The organism is Mycobacterium colombiense CECT 3035 (assembly GCF_002105755.1).
Lineage (GTDB): Bacteria > Actinomycetota > Actinomycetes > Mycobacteriales > Mycobacteriaceae > Mycobacterium > Mycobacterium colombiense.
Genome location: NZ_CP020821.1, coordinates 5,272,408 through 5,291,247, shown reverse-complemented (window position 1 = coordinate 5,291,247; position 18,840 = coordinate 5,272,408). Strand labels below are relative to the sequence as shown.

General features: G+C 69.9%; 20 protein-coding genes and 3 pseudogenes. 12 read left to right on the top strand and 11 right to left on the bottom strand.

Going from position 1 to position 18,840, the window contains the following annotated elements; genetic code table 11:
* The first annotated feature begins 16 nt into the window (after window positions 1-16).
* Window positions 17-802, top strand: a complete 786-nt coding sequence (locus B9D87_RS25035; RefSeq protein WP_040630928.1) for an alpha/beta fold hydrolase — start codon at window positions 17-19, stop codon at window positions 800-802.
* 2 nt (window positions 803-804) lie between these two features.
* Window positions 805-1,113 carry an MGMT family protein gene (locus B9D87_RS25030; protein WP_007773036.1) on the top strand — a complete coding sequence of 103 codons (309 nt, stop codon included), beginning with the start codon at window positions 805-807 and terminating at the stop codon, window positions 1,111-1,113.
* An 18-nt stretch (window positions 1,114-1,131) separates the two neighbouring features.
* Here the strand turns inward: B9D87_RS25030 and B9D87_RS25025 are convergent.
* From B9D87_RS25025 to B9D87_RS25015, 3 genes and pseudogenes are all read right to left on the bottom strand, one after another.
* A pseudogene (locus B9D87_RS25025) lies at window positions 1,132-1,985 on the bottom strand (TIGR02569 family protein).
* Between the two features lie 94 nt (window positions 1,986-2,079).
* On the bottom strand, window positions 2,080-3,264 hold the full coding sequence (gene moeZ / locus B9D87_RS25020) for an adenylyltransferase/sulfurtransferase MoeZ (RefSeq protein WP_007773040.1): 1,185 nt from the start codon (window positions 3,262-3,264) through the stop codon (window positions 2,080-2,082).
* Window positions 3,265-3,365: 101 nt separating this feature from the next.
* On the bottom strand, window positions 3,366-4,496 hold the full coding sequence (locus B9D87_RS25015) for a DUF3152 domain-containing protein (protein ID WP_040631067.1): 1,131 nt from the start codon (window positions 4,494-4,496) through the stop codon (window positions 3,366-3,368).
* A 93-nt stretch (window positions 4,497-4,589) separates the two neighbouring features.
* Between B9D87_RS25015 and fasR the strand changes: the two genes are divergently transcribed.
* The gene (gene fasR / locus B9D87_RS25010; RefSeq protein WP_007773043.1) at window positions 4,590-5,276 is read left to right on the top strand and encodes an HTH-type transcriptional activator FasR; all 687 of its coding nucleotides are present in this window, start codon (window positions 4,590-4,592) and stop codon (window positions 5,274-5,276) included.
* Here fasR and B9D87_RS25005 read toward each other — a convergent pair.
* Window positions 5,273-5,533, bottom strand: coding sequence for a DUF3107 domain-containing protein (locus B9D87_RS25005; protein ID WP_040631068.1), 261 nt, complete (start codon window positions 5,531-5,533; stop codon window positions 5,273-5,275). The genes fasR and B9D87_RS25005 overlap by 4 nt on opposite strands.
* A 219-nt stretch (window positions 5,534-5,752) precedes the next feature.
* Here B9D87_RS25005 and B9D87_RS25000 point away from each other — a divergent pair.
* Window positions 5,753-6,480 (top strand): annotated as a pseudogene (locus B9D87_RS25000) (MmpS family transport accessory protein).
* Between the two features lie 19 nt (window positions 6,481-6,499).
* Here B9D87_RS25000 and B9D87_RS24995 read toward each other — a convergent pair.
* Window positions 6,500-7,219, bottom strand: a complete 720-nt coding sequence (locus B9D87_RS24995) for a ferritin-like fold-containing protein (protein ID WP_007773047.1) — start codon at window positions 7,217-7,219, stop codon at window positions 6,500-6,502.
* Between the two features lie 280 nt (window positions 7,220-7,499).
* Here B9D87_RS24995 and B9D87_RS24990 point away from each other — a divergent pair.
* Window positions 7,500-9,055: pseudogene (locus tag B9D87_RS24990) on the top strand (DEAD/DEAH box helicase).
* Window positions 9,056-9,071: 16 nt separating this feature from the next.
* Window positions 9,072-10,298 (top strand): Rv3212 family protein, encoded by a 1,227-nt coding sequence (locus B9D87_RS24985; RefSeq protein ID WP_007773049.1) that lies wholly within the window; start codon window positions 9,072-9,074, stop codon window positions 10,296-10,298.
* A gap of 169 nt (window positions 10,299-10,467) precedes the next feature.
* Here the strand turns inward: B9D87_RS24985 and B9D87_RS24980 are convergent, their stop codons facing one another.
* A complete protein-coding gene (locus B9D87_RS24980) occupies window positions 10,468-11,271 on the bottom strand; it encodes a ParA family protein (RefSeq protein WP_040630930.1) in 804 nt (267 codons plus the stop codon).
* 123 nt (window positions 11,272-11,394) lie between these two features.
* On the opposite strand from B9D87_RS24980, the gene B9D87_RS24975 reads away from it, so the two are divergent.
* From B9D87_RS24975 to B9D87_RS24965, 3 genes are read left to right on the top strand one after another with little or no spacing between them, the layout of a single operon-like run.
* Window positions 11,395-11,985 carry an acid phosphatase gene (locus B9D87_RS24975; RefSeq protein WP_007773051.1) on the top strand — a complete coding sequence of 197 codons (591 nt, stop codon included), beginning with the start codon at window positions 11,395-11,397 and terminating at the stop codon, window positions 11,983-11,985.
* Between the two features lie 53 nt (window positions 11,986-12,038).
* Window positions 12,039-13,136: an isochorismate synthase gene (locus B9D87_RS24970; RefSeq protein WP_040631069.1), complete on the top strand. Its 1,098-nt coding sequence runs from the start codon at window positions 12,039-12,041 to the stop codon at window positions 13,134-13,136.
* Entirely contained in the window at window positions 13,133-13,615 is a 483-nt protein-coding gene (locus B9D87_RS24965; protein WP_007773054.1) for a GNAT family N-acetyltransferase, read from the top strand. Before B9D87_RS24970 ends, B9D87_RS24965 begins: the two co-directional genes overlap by 4 nt.
* Here B9D87_RS24965 and B9D87_RS24960 read toward each other — a convergent pair.
* Window positions 13,567-13,998 (bottom strand): hypothetical protein, encoded by a 432-nt coding sequence (locus tag B9D87_RS24960; protein WP_007773055.1) that lies wholly within the window; start codon window positions 13,996-13,998, stop codon window positions 13,567-13,569. The genes B9D87_RS24965 and B9D87_RS24960 overlap by 49 nt on opposite strands.
* An 85-nt stretch (window positions 13,999-14,083) precedes the next feature.
* Between B9D87_RS24960 and B9D87_RS24955 the strand changes: the two genes are divergently transcribed.
* Together B9D87_RS24955 and whiB1 are read left to right on the top strand one after the other, a co-directional pair.
* Window positions 14,084-15,049 carry a diacylglycerol/lipid kinase family protein gene (locus B9D87_RS24955; RefSeq protein WP_007773057.1) on the top strand — a complete coding sequence of 322 codons (966 nt, stop codon included), beginning with the start codon at window positions 14,084-14,086 and terminating at the stop codon, window positions 15,047-15,049.
* 282 nt (window positions 15,050-15,331) lie between these two features.
* Window positions 15,332-15,586, top strand: a complete 255-nt coding sequence (whiB1, locus tag B9D87_RS24950; RefSeq protein ID WP_003874607.1) for a transcriptional regulator WhiB1 — start codon at window positions 15,332-15,334, stop codon at window positions 15,584-15,586.
* Window positions 15,587-15,664: 78 nt separating this feature from the next.
* Here the strand turns inward: whiB1 and B9D87_RS24945 are convergent, their stop codons facing one another.
* Together B9D87_RS24945 and B9D87_RS24940 are read right to left on the bottom strand one after the other, a co-directional pair.
* Window positions 15,665-17,164, bottom strand: a complete 1,500-nt coding sequence (locus tag B9D87_RS24945; protein WP_007773060.1) for a sensor histidine kinase — start codon at window positions 17,162-17,164, stop codon at window positions 15,665-15,667.
* A 50-nt stretch (window positions 17,165-17,214) separates the two neighbouring features.
* Window positions 17,215-17,430 carry a biotin/lipoyl-binding carrier protein gene (locus B9D87_RS24940; RefSeq protein ID WP_007773063.1) on the bottom strand — a complete coding sequence of 72 codons (216 nt, stop codon included), beginning with the start codon at window positions 17,428-17,430 and terminating at the stop codon, window positions 17,215-17,217.
* A 224-nt stretch (window positions 17,431-17,654) separates the two neighbouring features.
* Between B9D87_RS24940 and B9D87_RS27980 the strand changes: the two genes are divergently transcribed.
* A complete protein-coding gene (locus B9D87_RS27980) occupies window positions 17,655-17,729 on the top strand; it encodes a 50S ribosomal protein bL37 (protein ID WP_011728008.1) in 75 nt (24 codons plus the stop codon).
* 6 nt (window positions 17,730-17,735) lie between these two features.
* Here the strand turns inward: B9D87_RS27980 and rsrA are convergent, their stop codons facing one another.
* Both rsrA and B9D87_RS24930 read right to left on the bottom strand, forming a co-directional pair.
* Window positions 17,736-18,050, bottom strand: coding sequence for a mycothiol system anti-sigma-R factor (gene rsrA / locus B9D87_RS24935; protein ID WP_007773064.1), 315 nt, complete (start codon window positions 18,048-18,050; stop codon window positions 17,736-17,738).
* Window positions 18,047-18,709: a sigma-70 family RNA polymerase sigma factor gene (locus B9D87_RS24930; RefSeq protein WP_007773066.1), complete on the bottom strand. Its 663-nt coding sequence runs from the start codon at window positions 18,707-18,709 to the stop codon at window positions 18,047-18,049. The genes rsrA and B9D87_RS24930 overlap by 4 nt, the downstream gene beginning before the upstream one ends.
* Window positions 18,710-18,840 lie beyond the last annotated feature (131 nt).

Sequence of the window (18,840 nt, the reverse complement as noted above, 5' to 3'; positions counted from 1 at the left end):
CTGGCACCATCGACGGGTGACCGCGAAGTTGCATGTGCACCGCTACGGCCCGCCCGGTCCGGTGCAGATCCTGGCGTTGCACGGGTTGACCGGCCACGGCCGGCGTTGGGAGCACCTGTCCGGCCTTTTGCCCGGAATCGGCATCGCGGCACCGGATCTCATCGGCCACGGCCGCTCCTCGTGGGCCGCGCCGTGGACCATCGACGCCAATGTCGCGGCCCTGGCCGCGTTGCTCGACGAGCAGCCCGGCACCCCGGTGGTGATCGTGGGCCACTCGTTCGGCGGCGGCCTGGCGATGCAGCTGGCCGCCGCCCGGCCCGACCGGGTGGCGGGGCTGCTGCTGCTCGACCCGGCGGTCGGGCTGGACGGCGACTGGATGCGGGAGATCGCCGAAGCGATGCTGTCCTCGCCCGACTATCCGGACGCCGAGGAGGCGCGCCTGGAGAAGGTGCACGGCTCGTGGTCCGATGTCGAGCCCGCCCTGCTGGACGCCGAGGTCGACGAGCACCTGATCGCGCTGCCGGGCGGGCGCTACGGCTGGCGGGTCAGCCTGCCGGCCATGACGGCGTACTGGAGCGAGTTGGCCCGCGACACCGTGCTGCCGCCGGCGAAGACACCGACCGTCCTGGTGCGGGCCAAGCGGACCACGCCGCCCTATGTCACCGACCAGCTCATCGACGGCTTGGCGCGGCGGTTGGGATCAGACTTCCGGCTGGTCGACCTCGACTGCAACCACATGGTGCCCTACGCCAGGCCCGACGAGGTGGCCGCGCTGACCCGTGAACTGCTGGGAGCGCGCTGAGGATGGCGCCGGTCACCGACGAGCAGGTCGAGCGGGTGCGCGCCCTGGTCGCCGCGATCCCGTCCGGCCGGGTGGCCACCTACGGCGACATCGCAAGCGTCGCAGGGCTTTCCAGCCCGCGCATCGTCGGCTGGATCATGCGGACCGACTCCTCGGACCTGCCCTGGCACCGGGTGATCACCGCGTCCGGGCGCCCGGCGCGGCACCTGACCACCCGGCAGCTGGAGTTGTTGCGCGCCGAGGGCGTGCTGGCGACCGACGGCAGGATCGCGCTGCGCGAGGTTCGCCACGAGTTTCCCGACGGGGGTTAGAGCACCAACCGACGGGGGTTAGAGCACCAACCGGACCAGCGCCGCGGTGCGGGCCAGCCCGGGGAACGCCTCGGCCGTGGACCTCGGGTGCAGCGCGTGCACCGCGAGGCGAAACATCAACGCGCGCAACAACATCTGCGACCACTCCGGCAGGGCGTTCCAGCGCTCGATCAGGCCGTCGTCGGCCTCGCCCCAGGACAGCGCGTCGATGACGACCACGCCGGCCGCCCACGACGCGGGCCGCCAGTACGGGGTGATGTCGGTGATTCCCGGCGCCGCCGTACCGACGAAAAGCACTGTGCCGTAAAGGTCTCCGTGGACCAGCTGGTTGGGGCTCTTGGTCGGCTTGCGCAGGGTGGCGAGCTGGTGGAGCAGCTCCACCGACCGCTCGGCGTCCGCGGTCGGCGGGCCACCCGCGCGCCCGGCGGCACCGACGCCAGGGGCCGTTCCTCCCACGCGGCACGATCGGCGGCAATGAAGATGTCGACATCACCCCACGGCGCCGTGGGCCCCTGGGTCAGGAAGCGGGGCCGGTCCAGTTTGCCCGTCGCCTCGTGCAGGCGCACCGCCGCGGAGACGACCTCGTCATGACGGGGCTCCGGTGTCCCGGCCACGAAGGTGTCGGCCCGCCAACCGGAGACGACGTAGCGCCCGTCGGTGGAACGGACCGGCCGGGCCAGCCGGACGCCGTCGACGAACAGGGTTTCGCGGACCCGCGCGGACCAGGCCGCGCGGGCGTTGTCGGCCACCAGCGACAGGACGACTTCGCCGCACCGCCAGCCGCCCTCCCAGCTGGCGCCGAGATAGACGGGTTTAACGCCGGCCAAACCAAACGCCGACAGCACATGATCCGGCGGTGGCTCGACTGTCACACCGGTACTCTAAACGAGTCCAACAGGCGGCGATCGCAAGCGCGCCGCCAGCTGCACAGCGGCGGGGCACCGCAGTCCAGCACGCGTTCGACGGTCAGTACATGACCATGTCGGGTTGCATCTGCTGCGCCCACGCCACGATCCCGCCCTGCAAATGCACCGCGTCGGCGAATCCGGCCTGGCGCAGCACCGCCAGCGCCTGGGCCGAGCGCACCCCGGTTTTGCAGTACAGCACCGGCAGGCGGTCCTGCGGCAGCTGCGCCAGACCCTCACCGGAATTGATCGACGACTGCGGGATCAGCTGGGCGCCGTCGATGTGCACGATGTCGAACTCCACCGGCTCACGCACGTCGATCAGGGCCAGCTTCTTGCCCGAATCCAGCCACTCGCGCAACTCCCGCGGGGTGATGGCCGACGTGTCGTCGTGGGCGGCGGCCCCGGGCGCCGCGCCGCACAACTGCTCGTAGTCGACGAGCTCGGTGATCTTCGGCCTCGAGGCGTCCGACGGATCGCGGCGGATCGCGATGGTGCGATACGTCATCTCCAGGGCGTCGTAGATCATCAGCCGGCCCAGCAGCGAGTCGCCGATGCCGGTGATGAGTTTGATCACCTCGGTGCTCATCACCGAGGCGATGGACGCGCACACGATGCCCAGCACGCCGCCCTCGGCGCAGGACGGGACGGAGCCGGGCGGCGGCGGCTCCGGGTAGAGGTCGCGGTAGTTGAGTCCGCGTCCGTCCGGGGCGTCCTCCCAGCACACCGAGACCTGTCCCTCGAAGCGGTAGATCGACCCCCACACGTAGGGCTTCTTCGCCAGCACCGCCGCGTCGTTGACCAAATACCGGGTCGCGAAGTTGTCGGTGCCGTCGACGATCAGGTCGTAGTGGCCGAACAACTCGACGGCGTTGGTGGAATCCAGGCGGAACTCGTGCAGCCGCACGTCGACCAGCGGGTTGATCGCGGCGATAGAGTCGCGGGCCGACTGGGCCTTGGACCGCCCGACGTCGGCCACCCCGTGAATGATCTGGCGCTGCAGGTTCGACTCGTCGACCACGTCGTAATCGACGATGCCGATGGCGCCGACCCCGGCCGCGGCCAGGTAGAGCAGCGTCGGCGCGCCCAGCCCGCCCGCGCCGATCACCAGCACCCGGGCGTTCTTGAGCCGCTTCTGCCCGTCGGGGCCCAGGCCGGGAATGATCAGGTGCCGGCTGTAGCGGGCCACCTCGTCGCCACTGAGCTGGTCTGCGGGTGCCACCAGAGGCGGCAGCGGCGTCGACACTGCGAAACATCTCCTTGGTCGGCCTAGCGGAAAGCGTCTACCACCATCACAGCAGCCCGTCGAGGGCGCGGCAACGCGCACCGGCGCACATCGTCGGCGAGCTAGGCGATCGGGTACGGCCAGGGGTTGAACCGGCAGGTCTTTCCGTCGGCTTTGACGACGTCGGGGTCGAACTGCGCGGCGTCGTTGTTCGACGTGGAGAACGTCTGCTGCATCATCACCGGCGCCAGGGCGCCCTGCTGCTCGCACGGCTCGTGGTGCAGGTAGCCGATGGCGTGGCCGACCTCGTGGTTGATCACGTACTGCCGGTAGGAGCCGATGTCGCCCTCGAACGGCACGGCTCCCCGAATCCAGCGCGCCTCGTTGATGAAGACCCGCGCCTCGCGGTTGGCACCGAATACCGGGTTGTAGCAAGAGGTCTCGAGCCGGAATTCGTAGCCGCACCCTTCGCGCACCGTCACCGGCGACACCAGCGAGATCCGAAAGTCGGGTTTGCCGTTGTCGATCCGGACGAACGCGAATTGCGGGTTGTGCGTCCAGCCCTTCGGATTGCCCAGCGTCTGGTCGACCATCTGGGCGAAGGCATCGTCGCCGCCGAACATGGTCGGGTCGATGCCGTTCTCCACCTCGACGGTGTACCTGAACACCTTTGCGGTGCCCTGGCCGATCTGCGGTGTGGCGCCCGGCACGACGTGCCAGGTCTTGTCGCCCGCTTCGGTGAAAGGTCCACCGTCGGGCAGGGTCCCGGCCGGCAGGTTGGCGTCGAACGCGGCGAGCCCACGCGGCGGGGCATCGATGATCGTGGTGCCCACCGCGCCGATCGCGGGTGGGCTCTGGATGGGCTGGCTGGCCGTCGGCTTCGGCGCGCCGGTGCCGGTCACCGTCTGGTACATCACCACCGCGGTGAGCACCACCAGCACGGGCAGGGCGTACGCGCGCCACCCGTAGGTGGAGACGAAGCGCCCCAGCCAGGTCTGTTTGCGCCATTGACGCGGCCGCTCACGGTCGGCGCGGACGCGTCCGGCTTCCCGCGCGAGGGGGTCGCGCAGCGCCCGCAGGGGCTCGCGCCACTCGTCGTGCAGCACCGGCACACGATCTGTGCTGCGCGGGGGCCGGGGCGACGTCATTTCCCCAGGATTACACAGCCGGGCGCGGGCACCATCCGTGGCGCGCCCGAATCCGCCCTCCGACACCGCTTCTGCCTGCGGCGACGACCGCGATGACGGTCGCATCGAGGCGGCGGGTAGTAAGGTCTTTTCCACGGGCTGCGAGCGGCTGACCCCGGTTTACCGACGGCCGGCCGCCGATAATCAGATGAGGAATCGATGAGCGAACTCGCGAAGGTGCCGGCGCGCCGCGCCGTCAGATCGGCTGACCGCGGTCGGCCGGCGGACGGATCCGCGGTTTCCAACCGGCGGGGCAACCGGTTGCCCCGCGACGAGCGGCGCGGTCAATTGCTCGTCGTGGCCAGCGACGTGTTCGTCGACCGCGGCTACCACGCGGCCGGCATGGACGAAATCGCCGACCGCGCCGGGGTCAGCAAACCCGTGTTGTATCAACACTTTTCGAGCAAGCTCGAGCTGTACCTGGCGGTGCTGGCGCGGCACGTGGAGAACCTGGTCTCGGGCGTTCAGAATGCGCTGAGCACCACCACCGACAACCGGCGCCGGTTGCACTCCGCGGTGCAGGCCTTCTTCGACTTCATCGAGCACGACAGCCAGGGTTACCGGCTGATCTTCGAGAACGACTACGTCACCGAACCCGAGGTGGCCGCCCAGGTGCGCGTGGCCACCGAATCCTGCATCGACGCGGTCTTCGCGTTGATCAGCGAGGATTCTGGGCTGGATCCGCACCGGGCCCGGATGATCGCGGTCGGACTGGTCGGCATCAGCGTCGACTGCGCCAGGTATTGGCTGGACTCGGATCGCCCGATCTCCAAGGCGGACGCCGTCGACGGCACCGTCCAGTTCGCCTGGGGCGGTCTGTCACACGTGCCGCTGACCCGCTCTTAGCGCCCCTTGCCGGCGTGTTTGCCGGACTCGGCGCTGATTCCGAAGCCCACGCGGCGCGCGTCGGCGACGCCGATCTCGACGTAGGCGATCCTGGCGGTGTGAATCAGGAAGCGGCGGCCCCGCTCGTCGCTCAGGCGCAGCAGGCCCGACCCGTCGCTCAGCGCGGCGCTGACCAGTTCTTCGACCTCCGCGGGCGTCTGGGTGCTGGCAAGGACCAGCTCGCGCGGACTATCCGTGATACCGATCTTGACCTCCACGGTCACCCCTTCCATGGGTCTTGCAGTCTTGCGCAGGTGTTGCAGTCCCGGCCCTGTCAGCAGCAGGCTAGTTGACGCGGCTGACCCCCACCTCCCCGCGTCCCCCCACTTCGCGGTCAGCGAAACCGTGGTCGCGGCCCGGTAACGATTCGCTTGCAGGTTGTCTCACACCCCCGCGCGATACCCGATCCGTGTTTTCACATGGCTAACTTCGGCACCATGGGTACCACGTGGGCGCACCTTGACGACAGGATCCGGGACTACCCCGACGACGCCGTTGACGATGACGTCGACGACGCCTGCGATACCGATCCCTACCTGAACGCCGACTACAACTGGACGGGCTGGCCCGCCGACTCGCGCTGGCGTCCCGCCACGCTGGTGGTTGGCGCGGTCGTGGCGTTGGGCGCCATCGCCACCGCCGTCATCATCAACAGCGGCGACAGCGCGTCGACCAAGGCCACGCTGGGTGCCCCCGCTCCCCAACCGGTGACCTCGGCACCCGCGACGACCAAGGCCTCCGCGCCGCCCAAGGCCTCCACCGGCCCGTCCCAGCTGCCGGCCGAGACGTTCACGACGGTCACCACCCCCAGCGCCGCGCCCGTCGCGCCCCCGCGGTGGCCGCGCCCACCGTCGCGCCGCCGCTCGCCGCGGCGCCGCCGACGGCCGCGCTGAACCCGCGCACCGTGCTCTACAGCGTCAACGGGACCAAGCAGCTGCTGGACCTGGTGAACGTCGTCTACACCGACGCGCGGGGCGTGCCGCAGACCGAGTTCAACGTGTCGCTGCCGTGGTCGAAGGTCGTGGTGCTGAACCCGGGCGTGCAGACCGAATCGGTGGTCGCGACCAGCTTCTACGGTCAGCTCAGCTGCTCGATCTTCAACGCCGCCGGTCAGCGGGTCATCGCGTCGACCAACGTCTCGAACATGGCGACCTGCGCGCGCTGATCCGACGGCCGCGCCGCGCTTAGCTCAGGCCGAGTTCGTGCATGCGCCGATCGTGCGTCTGCTGCATCCGGTCGAAGAACGCGTTGAGCTGACCCAGCCCGCCCGCGCCCGACATCACCAGGTCGACCAGCTCGTCGTGGTCGGCCAGCAGGTACTGGGCCTGCGTGATCGCTTCGCCGAACAGGCGCCGTGACCACAGCGCCAGCCGGCTGCGCTGCTTGCCGCTGGACGTCACCGCGGCGCGCACCTCGGCGACGACGAATTGCGAGTGCCCGGTTTCCGACAGCGCCGCGCGCACCACGTCGGCGACCTCGTCGGGCAGGCCGTCGGCGATCTCCAGGTACAGGTCGGCCGCCAGGGCGTCGCCCACGTACGTCTTGACCAAGGCCTCCAGCCACGTGCTGGGCATGGTCAGCCGGTGGTAATTCTCCAGCGCCGAGACGTACTTCGACATCGCCGACACCACGTCGACGCCGCGGCTTTCCAGCGCGTCGCGCAGCTGCTCGTAGTGCTGCATCTCGGCGGCGGCCATGCTGGCCATCGAGATTCGTCCGCGCAGGTCGGGGGCCATCCGCGCCTCGTCGGTGAGCCGGTAGAACGCGGCGATCTCGCCGTAGGCCAGCACCGCGAACAGCTCGTTGACGCCCGGGTGATCGGCCGACAGCCGCGGCGCGGGCGAATCATCGGTTTGGTCGGCGGCCAGATCGGCTTCGGGGGGCTGGCAGGAGGGCCGGGTCATGGCAACACTGTAGTCGGCTGACTTAGCGCGAAATGGGGGCCAGCTATCGACCAGCTATCATGTAGGTAGATGGCGGCTGTACTCATGCCGTAATTGTTTTTTCAAGCCGCTATCGGCGAAATGTGCGTGCACAGCTGGCCCGCCCTGACTGGGGCCCTCCCAGACTGAGCCAGGGCCGGCGACTCGGCGACGTATTCGGAGTCGGAACTCGTGCGCGCGTGACCGCGACAGAGAAATACCGACATCAACCGAACGTCACCGAGAGGCTACTTACCCACGCATGACCACACTCACCAGCACAACTGAACTGACCCCAACATTCGCGCAACTCGGCGTCCGCGACGAGATCGTGCGCGCGCTCGCCGAAAAGGGCATCGAAAGCCCTTTCGCCATCCAAGAACTGACCCTGCCGATGGCGCTCGCCGGCGACGATCTGATCGGCCAGGCCCGCACCGGCATGGGCAAGACCTTCGCCTTCGGCGTGCCGTTGCTGCAGCGCATCACCTCCGGCACCGCCGCACGCCCCTCAACGGCACGCCGCGGGCCCTGATCGTGGTCCCCACCCGCGAGCTGTGCCTGCAGGTCACCGATGACCTGACGCTGGCGGCCAAGTACCTGTCCGCCGACAAGGACGATGCCGGCCGTGACAGGGCGCTGTCGGTCGTCCCCATCTACGGCGGGCGCCCCTACGAGCCGCAGATCGAGGCGCTGCGCGCCGGCGCTGACGTCGTGGTGGGCACGCCGGGCCGGCTGCTCGACCTGAGCCAGCAGAACCACCTGCAGCTGGGCGGGCTGTCGGTGCTGGTGCTCGACGAGGCCGACGAGATGCTCGACCTGGGCTTCCTGCCCGACATCGAGCGCATCCTGCGCCAGATCCCCACCGACCGGCAATCCATGCTGTTCTCGGCGACCATGCCGGACCCGATCATCACGCTGGCCCGCACGTTCATGAACCAGCCCACCCACATCCGGGCGGAGGCGCCGCACTCGGCGGCCACCCACGACACCACCGTGCAGTACGTCTACCGGGCCCACGCCCTGGACAAGGTGGAGCTGGTCAGCCGGGTGCTGCAGGCCGAGGGCCGCGGCGCGACGATGATCTTCACCCGCACCAAGCGCACCGCGCAGAAGGTGGCCGACGAGCTGGCCGAGCGCGGCTTCGCGGTCGGTGCGGTGCACGGCGACCTGGGCCAGGCGGCCCGCGAGAAGGCGCTGAAGGCCTTCCGGACCGGCGACATCGACGTGCTGGTCGCCACCGACGTCGCCGCCCGCGGCATCGACATCGATGACATCACCCACGTCATCAACTACCAGATCCCCGAGGACGAGCAGGCCTACGTGCACCGCATCGGCCGTACGGGCCGCGCCGGTAAGACCGGTATCGCGGTCACCCTGGTGGACTGGGACGAGCTGCCCCGCTGGTCGCTGATCGACAAAGCGCTGGGTCTGGACTGCCCCGAGCCCGCCGAGACGTATTCCAATTCGCCGCACCTCCACGCCGAGCTGGGCATCCCGGCCGAGGCCGGCGGCACGGTGGGCGCGGCCCGCAAGCCGCAAGGCCAGCGCCGCAGCAGCAGCAGCGACCGGAGCGGCAAGAAGCCGGAGCAGAAGTCGGAGAGGCCCGCGCGCCGCTCCGGCACCCGGCGGCGTACCCGTGGCGGCCAGCCCGTCAGCGCGCACCCGTCGGGCAACGGGACCGCGAGCGCCAACGGCGAGGCCACCGCGGAAGCCCCGGCCGCCTCGCCCCCGGGCAACGCCGGCTCCACCCGCCGCCGCCGGCGGCGTCGCAAGCCCGCCGATGGGCAGGCCGCCGCCACCACCACGCAGAGCAACTGACGGCTCGCGCCGCCGCATGGTCAGACCCGAGCGCCGCACCAAGGGCGACATGCTCGCCGCCGCGGCCATCGCGGTCGTCGTCGCCGCGGTCGCGGCGCTGATCTGGTGGAGCAGTGACGCCCGGGCCACCAGCAGCCGGCCCGCCGCCGTGCCCGCACCCAACCCGGCGCCGGCCAAGCAGGTGCCGGCCGGGCTCAAGCAGCTGTGGAGCGCCGCCAGTCCCGCCACCACCGCCCCGGTGGTCGCCGGCGGGGAGGTCGTCACCGCCGCGGGCCGCCAAATCGACGGGCGCGATCCGGGCACCGGCCAGTCCCGCTGGAGCTACGCCCGCGACATCGACCTGTGCGGGGTCACCTGGCTGTACCGCTACGCCGTGGGCGTCTACCGCGACGACCGCGGCTGCGGGCAGGTGAGCACCCTGGACGGTTCCACCGGTCGCCGGGGCCCCGCGCGCAGCGGCTACGCCGATCCGAAGGTGCGGCTTTCCTCCGACGGCATGACGGTGTTGTCGGTCGGCGACACACGGCTGGAGCTGTGGCGTTCCGACATGGTCCGGATGGTGGCCTACGGCGAGACCGACGCGCGGGTGAAGCCGTCGACGCGGGGCCTGCACTCCGGATGCAAGCTGATCTCGGCCGCGGCCAGCTCGCAGGCGGTGTCGGTGCTGGAGAGCTGCGCGAACCAGGCCGACCTGCGGCTGGTGCTGCTGCGCCCGGGCAAGGACGACGACGAACCCCAGCAACACATCGTGGCCGAACCGGGCATCACGCCGGATTCGGGCGCCCGGGTGCTGACCGTGGCGGAGAACACCACCGCGGTCTACCTGCCCGCGCCGCAGCCGAGGGTCGACGTCATCGACCAAACCGGGGCGACCGTGTCGAGCACCCCGCTGCCCAAGCCGCCGTCGCGCTCGGCGGTGGTCTCCCACCCCGGCAGCCAGGTCACCTGGTGGACGGGCGATTCGCTGATGGTCTTCGACGCGAACACGCTGGCGCTGCGCTACACCATCGCCGCGGGCGACAGGACGGCGCCGTTGGGGCCCGGGGTGATGATGGCGGGCCGGCTGCTGGTGCCGGTCACCGGCGCGATCGGGGTCTACGACCCGCTCAGCGGCGCCAACGAACGCTACATTCCGGTGGACCGCTCGACGAGCGCCCCGCCGGCCGGCAAACCCGTATTCCCCGCCGTGATCGGGTCGCGGGTGCTCGAGCAGCGCGGCGACACTCTGGTCGCCCTGGGCTGAGCGCTAAGGAAGCCGCGACGGGCGCCGCCTTTTCGAGTGTGAATCGTTGGCTTTCGGTGTGCATCTGCGGCGGCGACACGCCGATCGGGCGCGCCGCCACTGCACACTCGAAGCCGTCAGCTCACACTCAAGATCGCTGCGCCCGGCTACGCCGCGCTGCCGATCGCCACTAGACCTCGACGGCGAACGTCGGAAGCGGCTTGCCGCTCTTCCAGTGCTTGAGCAGCGCCGCCGCCAGGTCGCCGTAGGCCGCCGCGCCCTTGTTCTTGCGGCCGGCCATCACCGACGAGCCCGAGGCGCTGGCCTCGGCGAACCGCACGGTGCGCGGGATCGGCGGGGCCAGCACCGGCAGGTTGTACCGGTCGGCGACGTCGAGCAGGACGTCGCGGGTGTGGGTGGTGCGCGAGTCGTACAGGGTCGGCAGGGCGCCGAGCAGGCGCAGCTCCGGGTTGGTGATCTGCTGGACGTCGGAGACCGTGCGCAGGAATTGGCCGACCCCGCGATGCGCGAGCGTCTCGCACTGAAGCGGCACGATGACCTCGTCGGCCGCCGTCAGCCCGTTTAGGGTGAGCACGCCCAGCGACGGCGGGCAGTCGATGATCACCACGTCGAACTGGTCGCCGAGTTTGGCCAGGGCCCGCTTGAGCGCGTATTCGCGGCCGGCCCGCATCAGCAGCATCGCTTCGGCGCCGGCCAGGTCAATGTTGGCCGGCAGCAGCGTCATTCCCTCCGCCGTCTCGACCAGCGCGGCGTTCGGCTCGACCTCGCCGAGCAGCACCTCGTGCACGGACACCGGCAGCTTGTCGGGGTCTTGGCCCAGCGAGAAGGTCAGGCAGCCCTGCGGGTCGAGGTCGACCAGCAGCACGCGTTTGTTCTCCTCGACCAGCGCCGCCCCCAGCGACGCGACCGTGGTCGTCTTGGCGACACCGCCCTTCTGGTTGGCCACCGCCAATACCCGCGTCTTAGCAGCCATAGGCGCGCCTCTCCCCTCTGCGTCGTCGCCATGCGCTCAACAACGCCCATCCTGGCACGTTCGTCCGTTCGCCGTACGCTGCGGCCGACGGGCCCGGCATGTCGTCCGGCAGAATCAGTCGATATGGGCTTGCACAATCACCGTCTGGTGCTGCTGCGCCACGGCGAGACCGAGTGGTCGAAATCCGGCCAGCACACCGGCCGCACCGAGGTCGAGCTGACCGAGGCCGGCCGGACGCAGGCCAAGCTGGCGGGCGGCGCGCTCGGTGAACTCAAACTCGTTGACCCGCTGGTGATCAGCAGCCCGAGGCAGCGTTCCCTGACCACCGCGCAGCTGGCCGGGCTGCCCGTCGACGAGGTGTCCGAGCTGCTGGCGGAGTGGGACTACGGCTCTTACGAGGGCCTGACCACGGCGCAGATCCAGGAGACGGTGCCCGATTGGCTGGTGTGGACGCACGGCTGCCCGGGCGGTGAAACCGTCGCCCAGGTCAGCGAGCGGGCCGACGCGGCCGTCGCGACGGCGCTGCAGCACATGGAGTCGCGCGACGTGGTCTTCGTCAGCCACGGCCACTTCTCCCGCGCCGTCATCACGCGCTGGGTCGAGCTGCCGCTGGTCGAGGGCAGCCGGTTCGCGATGATCACCGCGTCGATCGCGGTCTGCGGGTTCGAGCACGGGGTGCGGCAGTTGCGCGCGCTCGGATTGACCGGTCAGTGAGCAGCGAAGACGGCGATGCGGCCCGGGCAGCGGCGCGAGAGGGAGTCGAGCATCTGAACACCGAACCGCCGTTCGCGCTGTGCGGCCCGACCCGAACCCTGGTCGCGGGCGGGGTCCGGCGTCGCTACGACGACGTGGGTGCCGCGCAGGCGGCGCTGCGCGCGGGGGATGCGCCGATCGTGGTGGGCGCGTTGCCTTTTGACGTCACGCGCCCGGCCGCGCTGCTGACGCCTGAGACGGTGAACGTCACGGATGGGCCGCCGGACTGGCCGGGCGACCGGCTGCCGCCGGTGCGGGTGGCCGAAGCACTGCCGGCGCCTGCGGACTACCGGGACCGCATCCGCCGGGCGTGCGAGCAGCTCGCCGCGGCCGACAACCCGCTGGACAAGGTGGTGTTGGCCCGCGCGCTGCGGCTGGTCGCCGACGCCCCGCTGGATGCGCGCGTGATCCTGCGCCGGCTCGTCGCCGCGGACCCGGCGGCCTACGGCTACCTCGTGGACCTGACCGCCGCCGGCGGCGAGTACGCGGGGACGGCGCTGGTGGGGGCGAGCCCGGAGCTGCTGGTTGCCCGCAACGGCGACCGCGTGGAGTGCAGGCCGTTCGCCGGCTCGGCCCCGCGCGCCGCCGACCCGCAGACCGACGCCGCCAACGGCGCCGCGCTGGCCGCCTCGGCCAAGAACCGGCACGAGCACCGGCTGGTCATCGAGACCATCCGGGCCGCCCTGGAACCCTTGTGCGACGACCTGTCCATCGCCGCCGAACCGCGGCTGAGCAGCACCGCGACGGTGTGGCATCTGTGCACCCCGATCACCGGCCGGCTTCGTGACACATCAAGCACCGCAATCGATTTGGCGCTGGCGCTGCATCCCACCCCGGCGGTCGGCGGGGTCCCGACGAAGGCCGCGATCGGGCTGATCGGCGAACTGGAGGGCGACCGCGGCTTCTATGCCGGTGCGGCGGGCTGGTGCGACGCCCGCGGCGACGGCCGCTGGGTGGTGTCACTGCGCTGCGCGCAGCTGTCGGCCGACCGGCGCAGCGCGCTGGCGCGAGCCGGTGGCGGCATCGTCGCCGAATCCGACCCCGACGAGGAAGTCGCCGAAACGACAACGAAATTCGGCACCATCCTCAACGCGCTGGGAGTGGAGCAATGAACCGGCACATCCGGCGCGCCGCGCCGCCCGACGCCGCGGCGATCACCGAAATGATCTATGCGCTGGCCGAATTCGAGCACGCCGTCGACGAGTGCACGGTGACCGAAGCGCAAATCTCTGCGGCGCTTTTCGGTGACGTGCCGACGGTGTACGGGCACGTCGCCGAGGTGGACGGCGAAATCGCCGCGATGGCACTGTGGTTCGTCAACTTCTCCACCTGGGACGGCGTGGCGGGCATCTATCTGGAAGACCTGTTCGTGCGTCCGCAGTTCCGCCGGCGCGGGCTGGCCCGCGCGCTGCTGTCCGCGCTGGCCGCCGAGTGCCTGCGGCGGGGCTACACCCGGCTGTCCTGGGCGGTGCTGAATTGGAACGCCGACGCCATCACCCTGTACGACGGCATCGGCGGTGAGCCGCAGAACGAATGGACGACCTACCGGCTGTCCGGCGCGCCGTTGGCCGGCCTCGCGGAATCGCCCTGATCGCCGGCGGCCCAGCGCACCGCGGCGGGGCTGAACAGCAACCCGAGCACGATCAGCGCCAGCGCGCCCACCGGAATTCCGAAGCCCGGCTGGTGTGATCCGACCGCGAGGTACCAGGCCACCGGCAGCAACAGCAGCTGGGTGATCACGGCCAGCCCGCGGCCCCAACGCTTGCCGAGGATCAGCGCGCGCCCCGCGGCGATCACCCCGGCACCGACCAGGACGAACCAGCCGGCCGTCGCCAGGCCGTTGACCACCTGCTGGTTGGCTCCGGCGATGCCGCGCACCACCAACACCACCGCCACGATCAGCGCCGCAATCCCCTGCAGCACCACGATCTGGCCGGCGCGGCGAACGGGGGTGGGGGCGGCGGGCGGCGTCACAGCGTCAGCGTAGTCACGGCGCCCGCGCGTCCCCGGCGGTTCCCCCACAGCGTGGCCTTAGGCGGCCCGCATAAGCTCGTGCCTCATGCGGGCCGTGCTGATCGTCAACCCCACAGCAACTTCCACCACGCCTGCCGGTCGCGACCTGCTGGCCCACGCGCTCAAAAGCCGCCTGCAGCTCGCCGTCGAACACACCAACCACCGCGGTCATGGCACCGAGCTCGCGGAGAAGGCCGTCGCCGACGGTGTCGACCTGGTGGTGGTGCACGGCGGCGACGGCACGGTGAGCGGTGTGGTCAACGGCCTGCTCGGCCGGCCGGGGCCGCTGCCGAACGGCCCGGTGCCGGCGGTGGCCGTGGTGCCCGGCGGTTCGGCGAACGTGCTGGCGCGGTCCCTGGGCATCTCCGCGGACCCAGTCGCGGCCACCAACCAGCTGATCCAGCTGCTCGACGACTACCAGCGGCGCCGCACCTGGCGGCGGATCGGGCTGATCGACTGCGGCGAGCGCTGGGCCGTGTTCAACACCGGCATGGGCGTCGACGCCGAGGTGGTGGCGGCCGTCGAGGCCGAACGCGGCAAGGGCGGCAAGGTTTCGGCGTGGCGCTACATCCGCGCGGCGGTGCCCGCTGTCTGGGCCTACACCCGCCGCGAGCCGATGCTGACGCTCGAACTCCCCGGCCGCGAACCGATCACCGGCGTCAGCTTCGCGTTCGTGTCGAACTCCAGCCCGTGGACCTTCGCCAACGAACGCCCGGTGTGGACCAACCCCGGCTGCAGCTTCGAGGCGGGCCTCGGGGTGTTCGCGCCCACCACCATGAAGCCGATCCCCACGCTGCGAATCGTCCGGCAGATGTTCGCCAAGCGGCCCACGTTCAACTTCAAGCACCTCGTCACCGAGGACGACCTGCCATGCCTGCGAGTTACCTCGACCGGGGGCCCCGTCGCGTGCCAGTTCGACGGCGATTACCTCGGCGTGCGCGAAACCATGACGTTCCGGGCGGTCCCGGATGCGCTCGCGGTGGTCGCTCCCCCTCAGCAGAAATGGCGTTGACCTGCAACAATGATGCGCCGCGGACGCGTGCCGGGAAAATCTTTCGGGGGGCGGCCCGTGGAGTGTAGTACAACGGAGTAAGGGCTCGGCTACGAGATCATCAAAGTGAGATAGCCCACGAGCGAACTCACGCTATTGACATCTGTTGAGCCTGTGAAACGATCAAAAGGTTGCATGCAGAGTTTTACGTAGGAGTCCGGACTCCTTTTCTTCTGCACGCGTTAAACAGCCGAAGAAAATGGCCGTGCGCCTTGCTGCGCACTCAGTGAGGAGTAAAGACGTATGGATTGGCGCCACAAGGCGGTCTGTCGTGACGAAGACCCGGAGCTGTTCTTCCCGGTAGGGAACAGCGGCCCGGCTCTCGCGCAGATCGCTGACGCGAAACTGGTCTGTAATCGGTGCCCGGTGACCACAGAGTGCCTTGGTTGGGCCCTGAACACGGGCCAGGACTCGGGCGTCTGGGGCGGCATGAGCGAAGACGAGCGGCGCGCACTGAAGCGTCGCAACGCCCGGACGAAGGCCCGCAGCGGGGTATAACCCACATAACGCAAACAGTGCGGCCTCGACGAAAGTCGGGGCCGCACCTTTGCGTGTGGGTTCGACCGCGACGCCCGCCTACAGCAGCAAACGGGTCCGCCGGCCGATCGGCACCCGCAGCACCACATCGGTGCCGGTGACCGGCGCCTGACGCATGCCCAGGGTGCCGTCCAGCTCGGCCGACACCAGGGTCCGCACGATCTGCAGACCGAGGCTGTCCGAGGTCTCCAGGCTGAATCCCGCCGGCAACCCGCGACCGTCGTCGTGGACCACCACGTCGAGCCAGCGGGCCGAGCGTTCGGCGCGGATCGTCACCGACCCTTCCGCGGCCGCCGGATCAAAGGCGTGTTCGATCGCGTTCTGCACCAGTTCGGTAATCACCATGATCAGCGCGGTGGCCCGGTCGGAGTCCAGCACACCCAGGTCACCGACCCGGTTGATGCGGATCGGGCGGTCCACCGACGCCACGTCGTTCATGATCGGCAGGATCCGGTCGATCACCTCGTCGAGGTTGACCTGCTCGTCCACCGACATCGACAGCGCGTCGTGCACCAGCGCGATCGACGACACCCGGCGCACGGACTCGATCAGGGCCTCCCGCCCCTCCGCGTTGGCGGTCCGGCGGGCCTGCAGGCGCAACAGCGCGGCCACGGTCTGCAGGTTGTTCTTCACCCGGTGGTGGATCTCCCTGATGGTGGCGTCCTTGGAGATCAGGGCCCGGTCGCGGCGCTTGACCTCGGTGACGTCGCGGATCAGCACCGCCGCGCCGGCGCTGACGCCGTCGACCATCAGCGGCAGCGTGCGCAGCAAAACCGTGGCTCCCCCGGCGTCGACCTCCATGCGCATGCTGCGCCCGCCTGCCACCAGGTCCCGCACGTGCTCGGCCACTTCCTGTGCCTCGAACGGGTCGGAGATCAGCGGGCGGGTGACGTCGATGAGGTTGTGCCCCTCCAGCTCGGTGGTCAGGCCCATCCGGTGGTAGGCCGACAGCGCGTTCGGACTGGCGTAGGCGACGACGCCGTGCACGTCGAGGCGGATGAAGCCGTCGCCGGCCCGGGGGGTCGAGCGCGACATGACCACGTCGCCCACGTCGGGAAAGGTGCCCTCGGCGAGCATCTGGACCAGATCGGTGGCGCACTCCCGGTAGGCGATCTCCAGCTGACCGGACGCACGGTCGGCGGCCAACGCGGTCTGATGATGGGTGAGCACGGCCACCACCGTGCCGCCGTAGCGCACCGGGGACGCCTCGACGTGGGTGCCGGGCAACCACGAATCTTCAGGTCCCGCAACATCGTTCCGCTTGGCGGTGCCCGACTCGAACGTCTCGGCCACGAGCTGCAACCGGTCGGATCCGACGGCGGTGCCCACCGCGTCGGTCTGCAGCGCCGTCGGCGCGGTGTTGGGCCGGCACTGCGCCACGCAGACCAGCACGCCGTCGTCGCGGCGCACCCACATCAGGTAGTCGGCGAACGACAGGTCCGCCAGCAGCTGCCACTCCCCGACCACCGCGTGCAGGTGGTCCACCGCGTTGCCCGGCAGCATGGTGTGTTCGGCGAGCAGATCACCGAGAGTTGACATCGCTTACTCCCCGGGTCGTTCCCCGGCGGCTGGTCGAGACGGCCCGACGGCTAGCTGATCACCGCGATGAGGTCGCCCGCCTGGATGACGTCGCCCACCGACACGCTGACCTTGCTGACGGTGCCGCCGACTTCGGCGAGGACGGGGATCTCCATCTTCATCGACTCCAGCAGCACCACGATGTCGCCTTTGCCGATCTGGTCACCCTCGTTCACAACGACTTCGAGCACGCTGGCCACGATCTCGGCACGCACATCCTCCGCCATCTTCACCCCACTCGTCTCGGCCTTCGCGCAGGCTGGCTGCTGGTCATCACGGTTCTATCAGGCTCATACATCGAACCACAGCGCCACTCGGGGCGGCGGCGCACGTGCCCCGAGCCGTGCACACCAGGGCGAAGACACTGCATAGGACGTCTCGTGAGAGAATGGCGGTCAAGCCGACGGGCGCCGGGCGCCTCGTTCGACAAGCAATCACGGAGGTTTACATCATGGCCAAACGAGGCCGGAAGAAGCGCGACCGCAAGCACAGCAAGGCCAACCACGGCAAGCGCCCCAACGCCTGACGGGCGCTACTGCGCACCCCGGATGATCGTGGTGCGCCGGATCTCGAGCCGTAGCCGCTCGCGCAACCCCTCGGGGGCCTTCTCGCCCCTGCATTTGGTGGCGATCAGCGCCTTGATCCGCTCTTCGAGCCCGTAGTGCTTGAAGCAGCCGGGGCAGGCCTCGAGGTGCTGGCGCAGCTGCTCGCGGGTGTCCGGGCCGCATTCACCGTCGAGCAGCAGCCAGACCTGGCGGATGACCTCCGCACAGCCGACGCTGCCGTGGGACTCGTCGTTGGGGCAGGCATCGGGCGAGGCAGCGCCCGGGCCGGAGAGCTCGCTCATGACGACACCTCCTCGTGCGTCTGCTGACCGCGGTTGAAGCCGCGCTCCTTGGCAACGTCGGCCAACAGGCCGCGCAGCTGCCGTCGGCCGCGGTGCAGCCGTGACATTACCGTTCCGATCGGCGTATCCATGATCTCGGCGATTTCCTTATACGGAAAGCCCTCGACGTCGGCGTAGTAGACGGCCATCCGGAATTCCTCCGGCAGCTCCGCCAGCGCCTCTTTGATCTCCGAGTCCGGCAGCGCCTCCAACGCCTCCACCTCGGCCGATCGCAGCCCGGTGGACGAGTGCTCGGCGTTGGCGGCCAGCTGCCAGTCGGTGATCTCCTCGGTCGGATACTCCGCGGGCTGGCGCTGCTTCTTGCGGTAGCTGTTGATGTAGGTGTTGGTCAGGATCCGGTACAGCCACGCCTTCAGGTTGGTGCCGGCCCGAAACGAGCGGAATCCCGCGTAGGCCTTCACCATGGTTTCTTGCAGCAGGTCCTCGGCGTCGGCGGGATTGCGCGTCATGCGCAGCGCGCCGCCGTAAAGCTGGTCCAGCAGGGGAATCGCGTCGCGTTCGAATCGCGCCGTTAATTCCGCGTCCGTCTCTTCGCGCGGTGCGGGCTCGGGAATGCCGGGCCCTGTCGCGCCATCGCGGCCATCTTCGAAGTCGGCCATGTCGATCAACCCGGTCCCTTCTGCGGCGGTGTTACCGGAGAGCACCGAAAGCGCCACCGGAGTCGCAAGGAAGCCAGCCAACCGCTCCTCGCCTAACAGGCTCGTCGCCGTTGACACCACGCTGCTCCTCC

Bases quoted from the DNA above. Each gene is read 5' to 3' on its own strand.
- B9D87_RS24965 (WP_007773054.1), top strand. From the start codon at position 13,133: ATGAACCGGCACATCCGGCGCGCCGCGCCGCCCGACGCCGCGGCGATC.
- B9D87_RS24995 (WP_007773047.1), bottom strand. From the start codon at position 7,219: ATGACCCGGCCCTCCTGCCAGCCCCCCGAAGCCGATCTGGCCGCCGAC.
- B9D87_RS24945 (WP_007773060.1), bottom strand. From the start codon at position 17,164: ATGTCAACTCTCGGTGATCTGCTCGCCGAACACACCATGCTGCCGGGC.
- B9D87_RS25015 (WP_040631067.1), bottom strand. From the start codon at position 4,496: ATGCGACCGTCATCGCGGTCGTCGCCGCAGGCAGAAGCGGTGTCGGAG.
- B9D87_RS24980 (WP_040630930.1), bottom strand. From the start codon at position 11,271: ATGGCTGCTAAGACGCGGGTATTGGCGGTGGCCAACCAGAAGGGCGGT.
- whiB1 (WP_003874607.1), top strand. From the start codon at position 15,332: ATGGATTGGCGCCACAAGGCGGTCTGTCGTGACGAAGACCCGGAGCTG.
- B9D87_RS24940 (WP_007773063.1), bottom strand. From the start codon at position 17,430: ATGGCGGAGGATGTGCGTGCCGAGATCGTGGCCAGCGTGCTCGAAGTC.
- B9D87_RS24975 (WP_007773051.1), top strand. From the start codon at position 11,395: ATGGGCTTGCACAATCACCGTCTGGTGCTGCTGCGCCACGGCGAGACC.
- fasR (WP_007773043.1), top strand. From the start codon at position 4,590: ATGAGCGAACTCGCGAAGGTGCCGGCGCGCCGCGCCGTCAGATCGGCT.
- B9D87_RS25030 (WP_007773036.1), top strand. From the start codon at position 805: ATGGCGCCGGTCACCGACGAGCAGGTCGAGCGGGTGCGCGCCCTGGTC.
- B9D87_RS24985 (WP_007773049.1), top strand. From the start codon at position 9,072: ATGGTCAGACCCGAGCGCCGCACCAAGGGCGACATGCTCGCCGCCGCG.
- B9D87_RS24955 (WP_007773057.1), top strand. From the start codon at position 14,084: ATGCGGGCCGTGCTGATCGTCAACCCCACAGCAACTTCCACCACGCCT.
- rsrA (WP_007773064.1), bottom strand. From the start codon at position 18,050: ATGAGCGAGCTCTCCGGCCCGGGCGCTGCCTCGCCCGATGCCTGCCCC.
- B9D87_RS24930 (WP_007773066.1), bottom strand. From the start codon at position 18,709: ATGGCCGACTTCGAAGATGGCCGCGATGGCGCGACAGGGCCCGGCATT.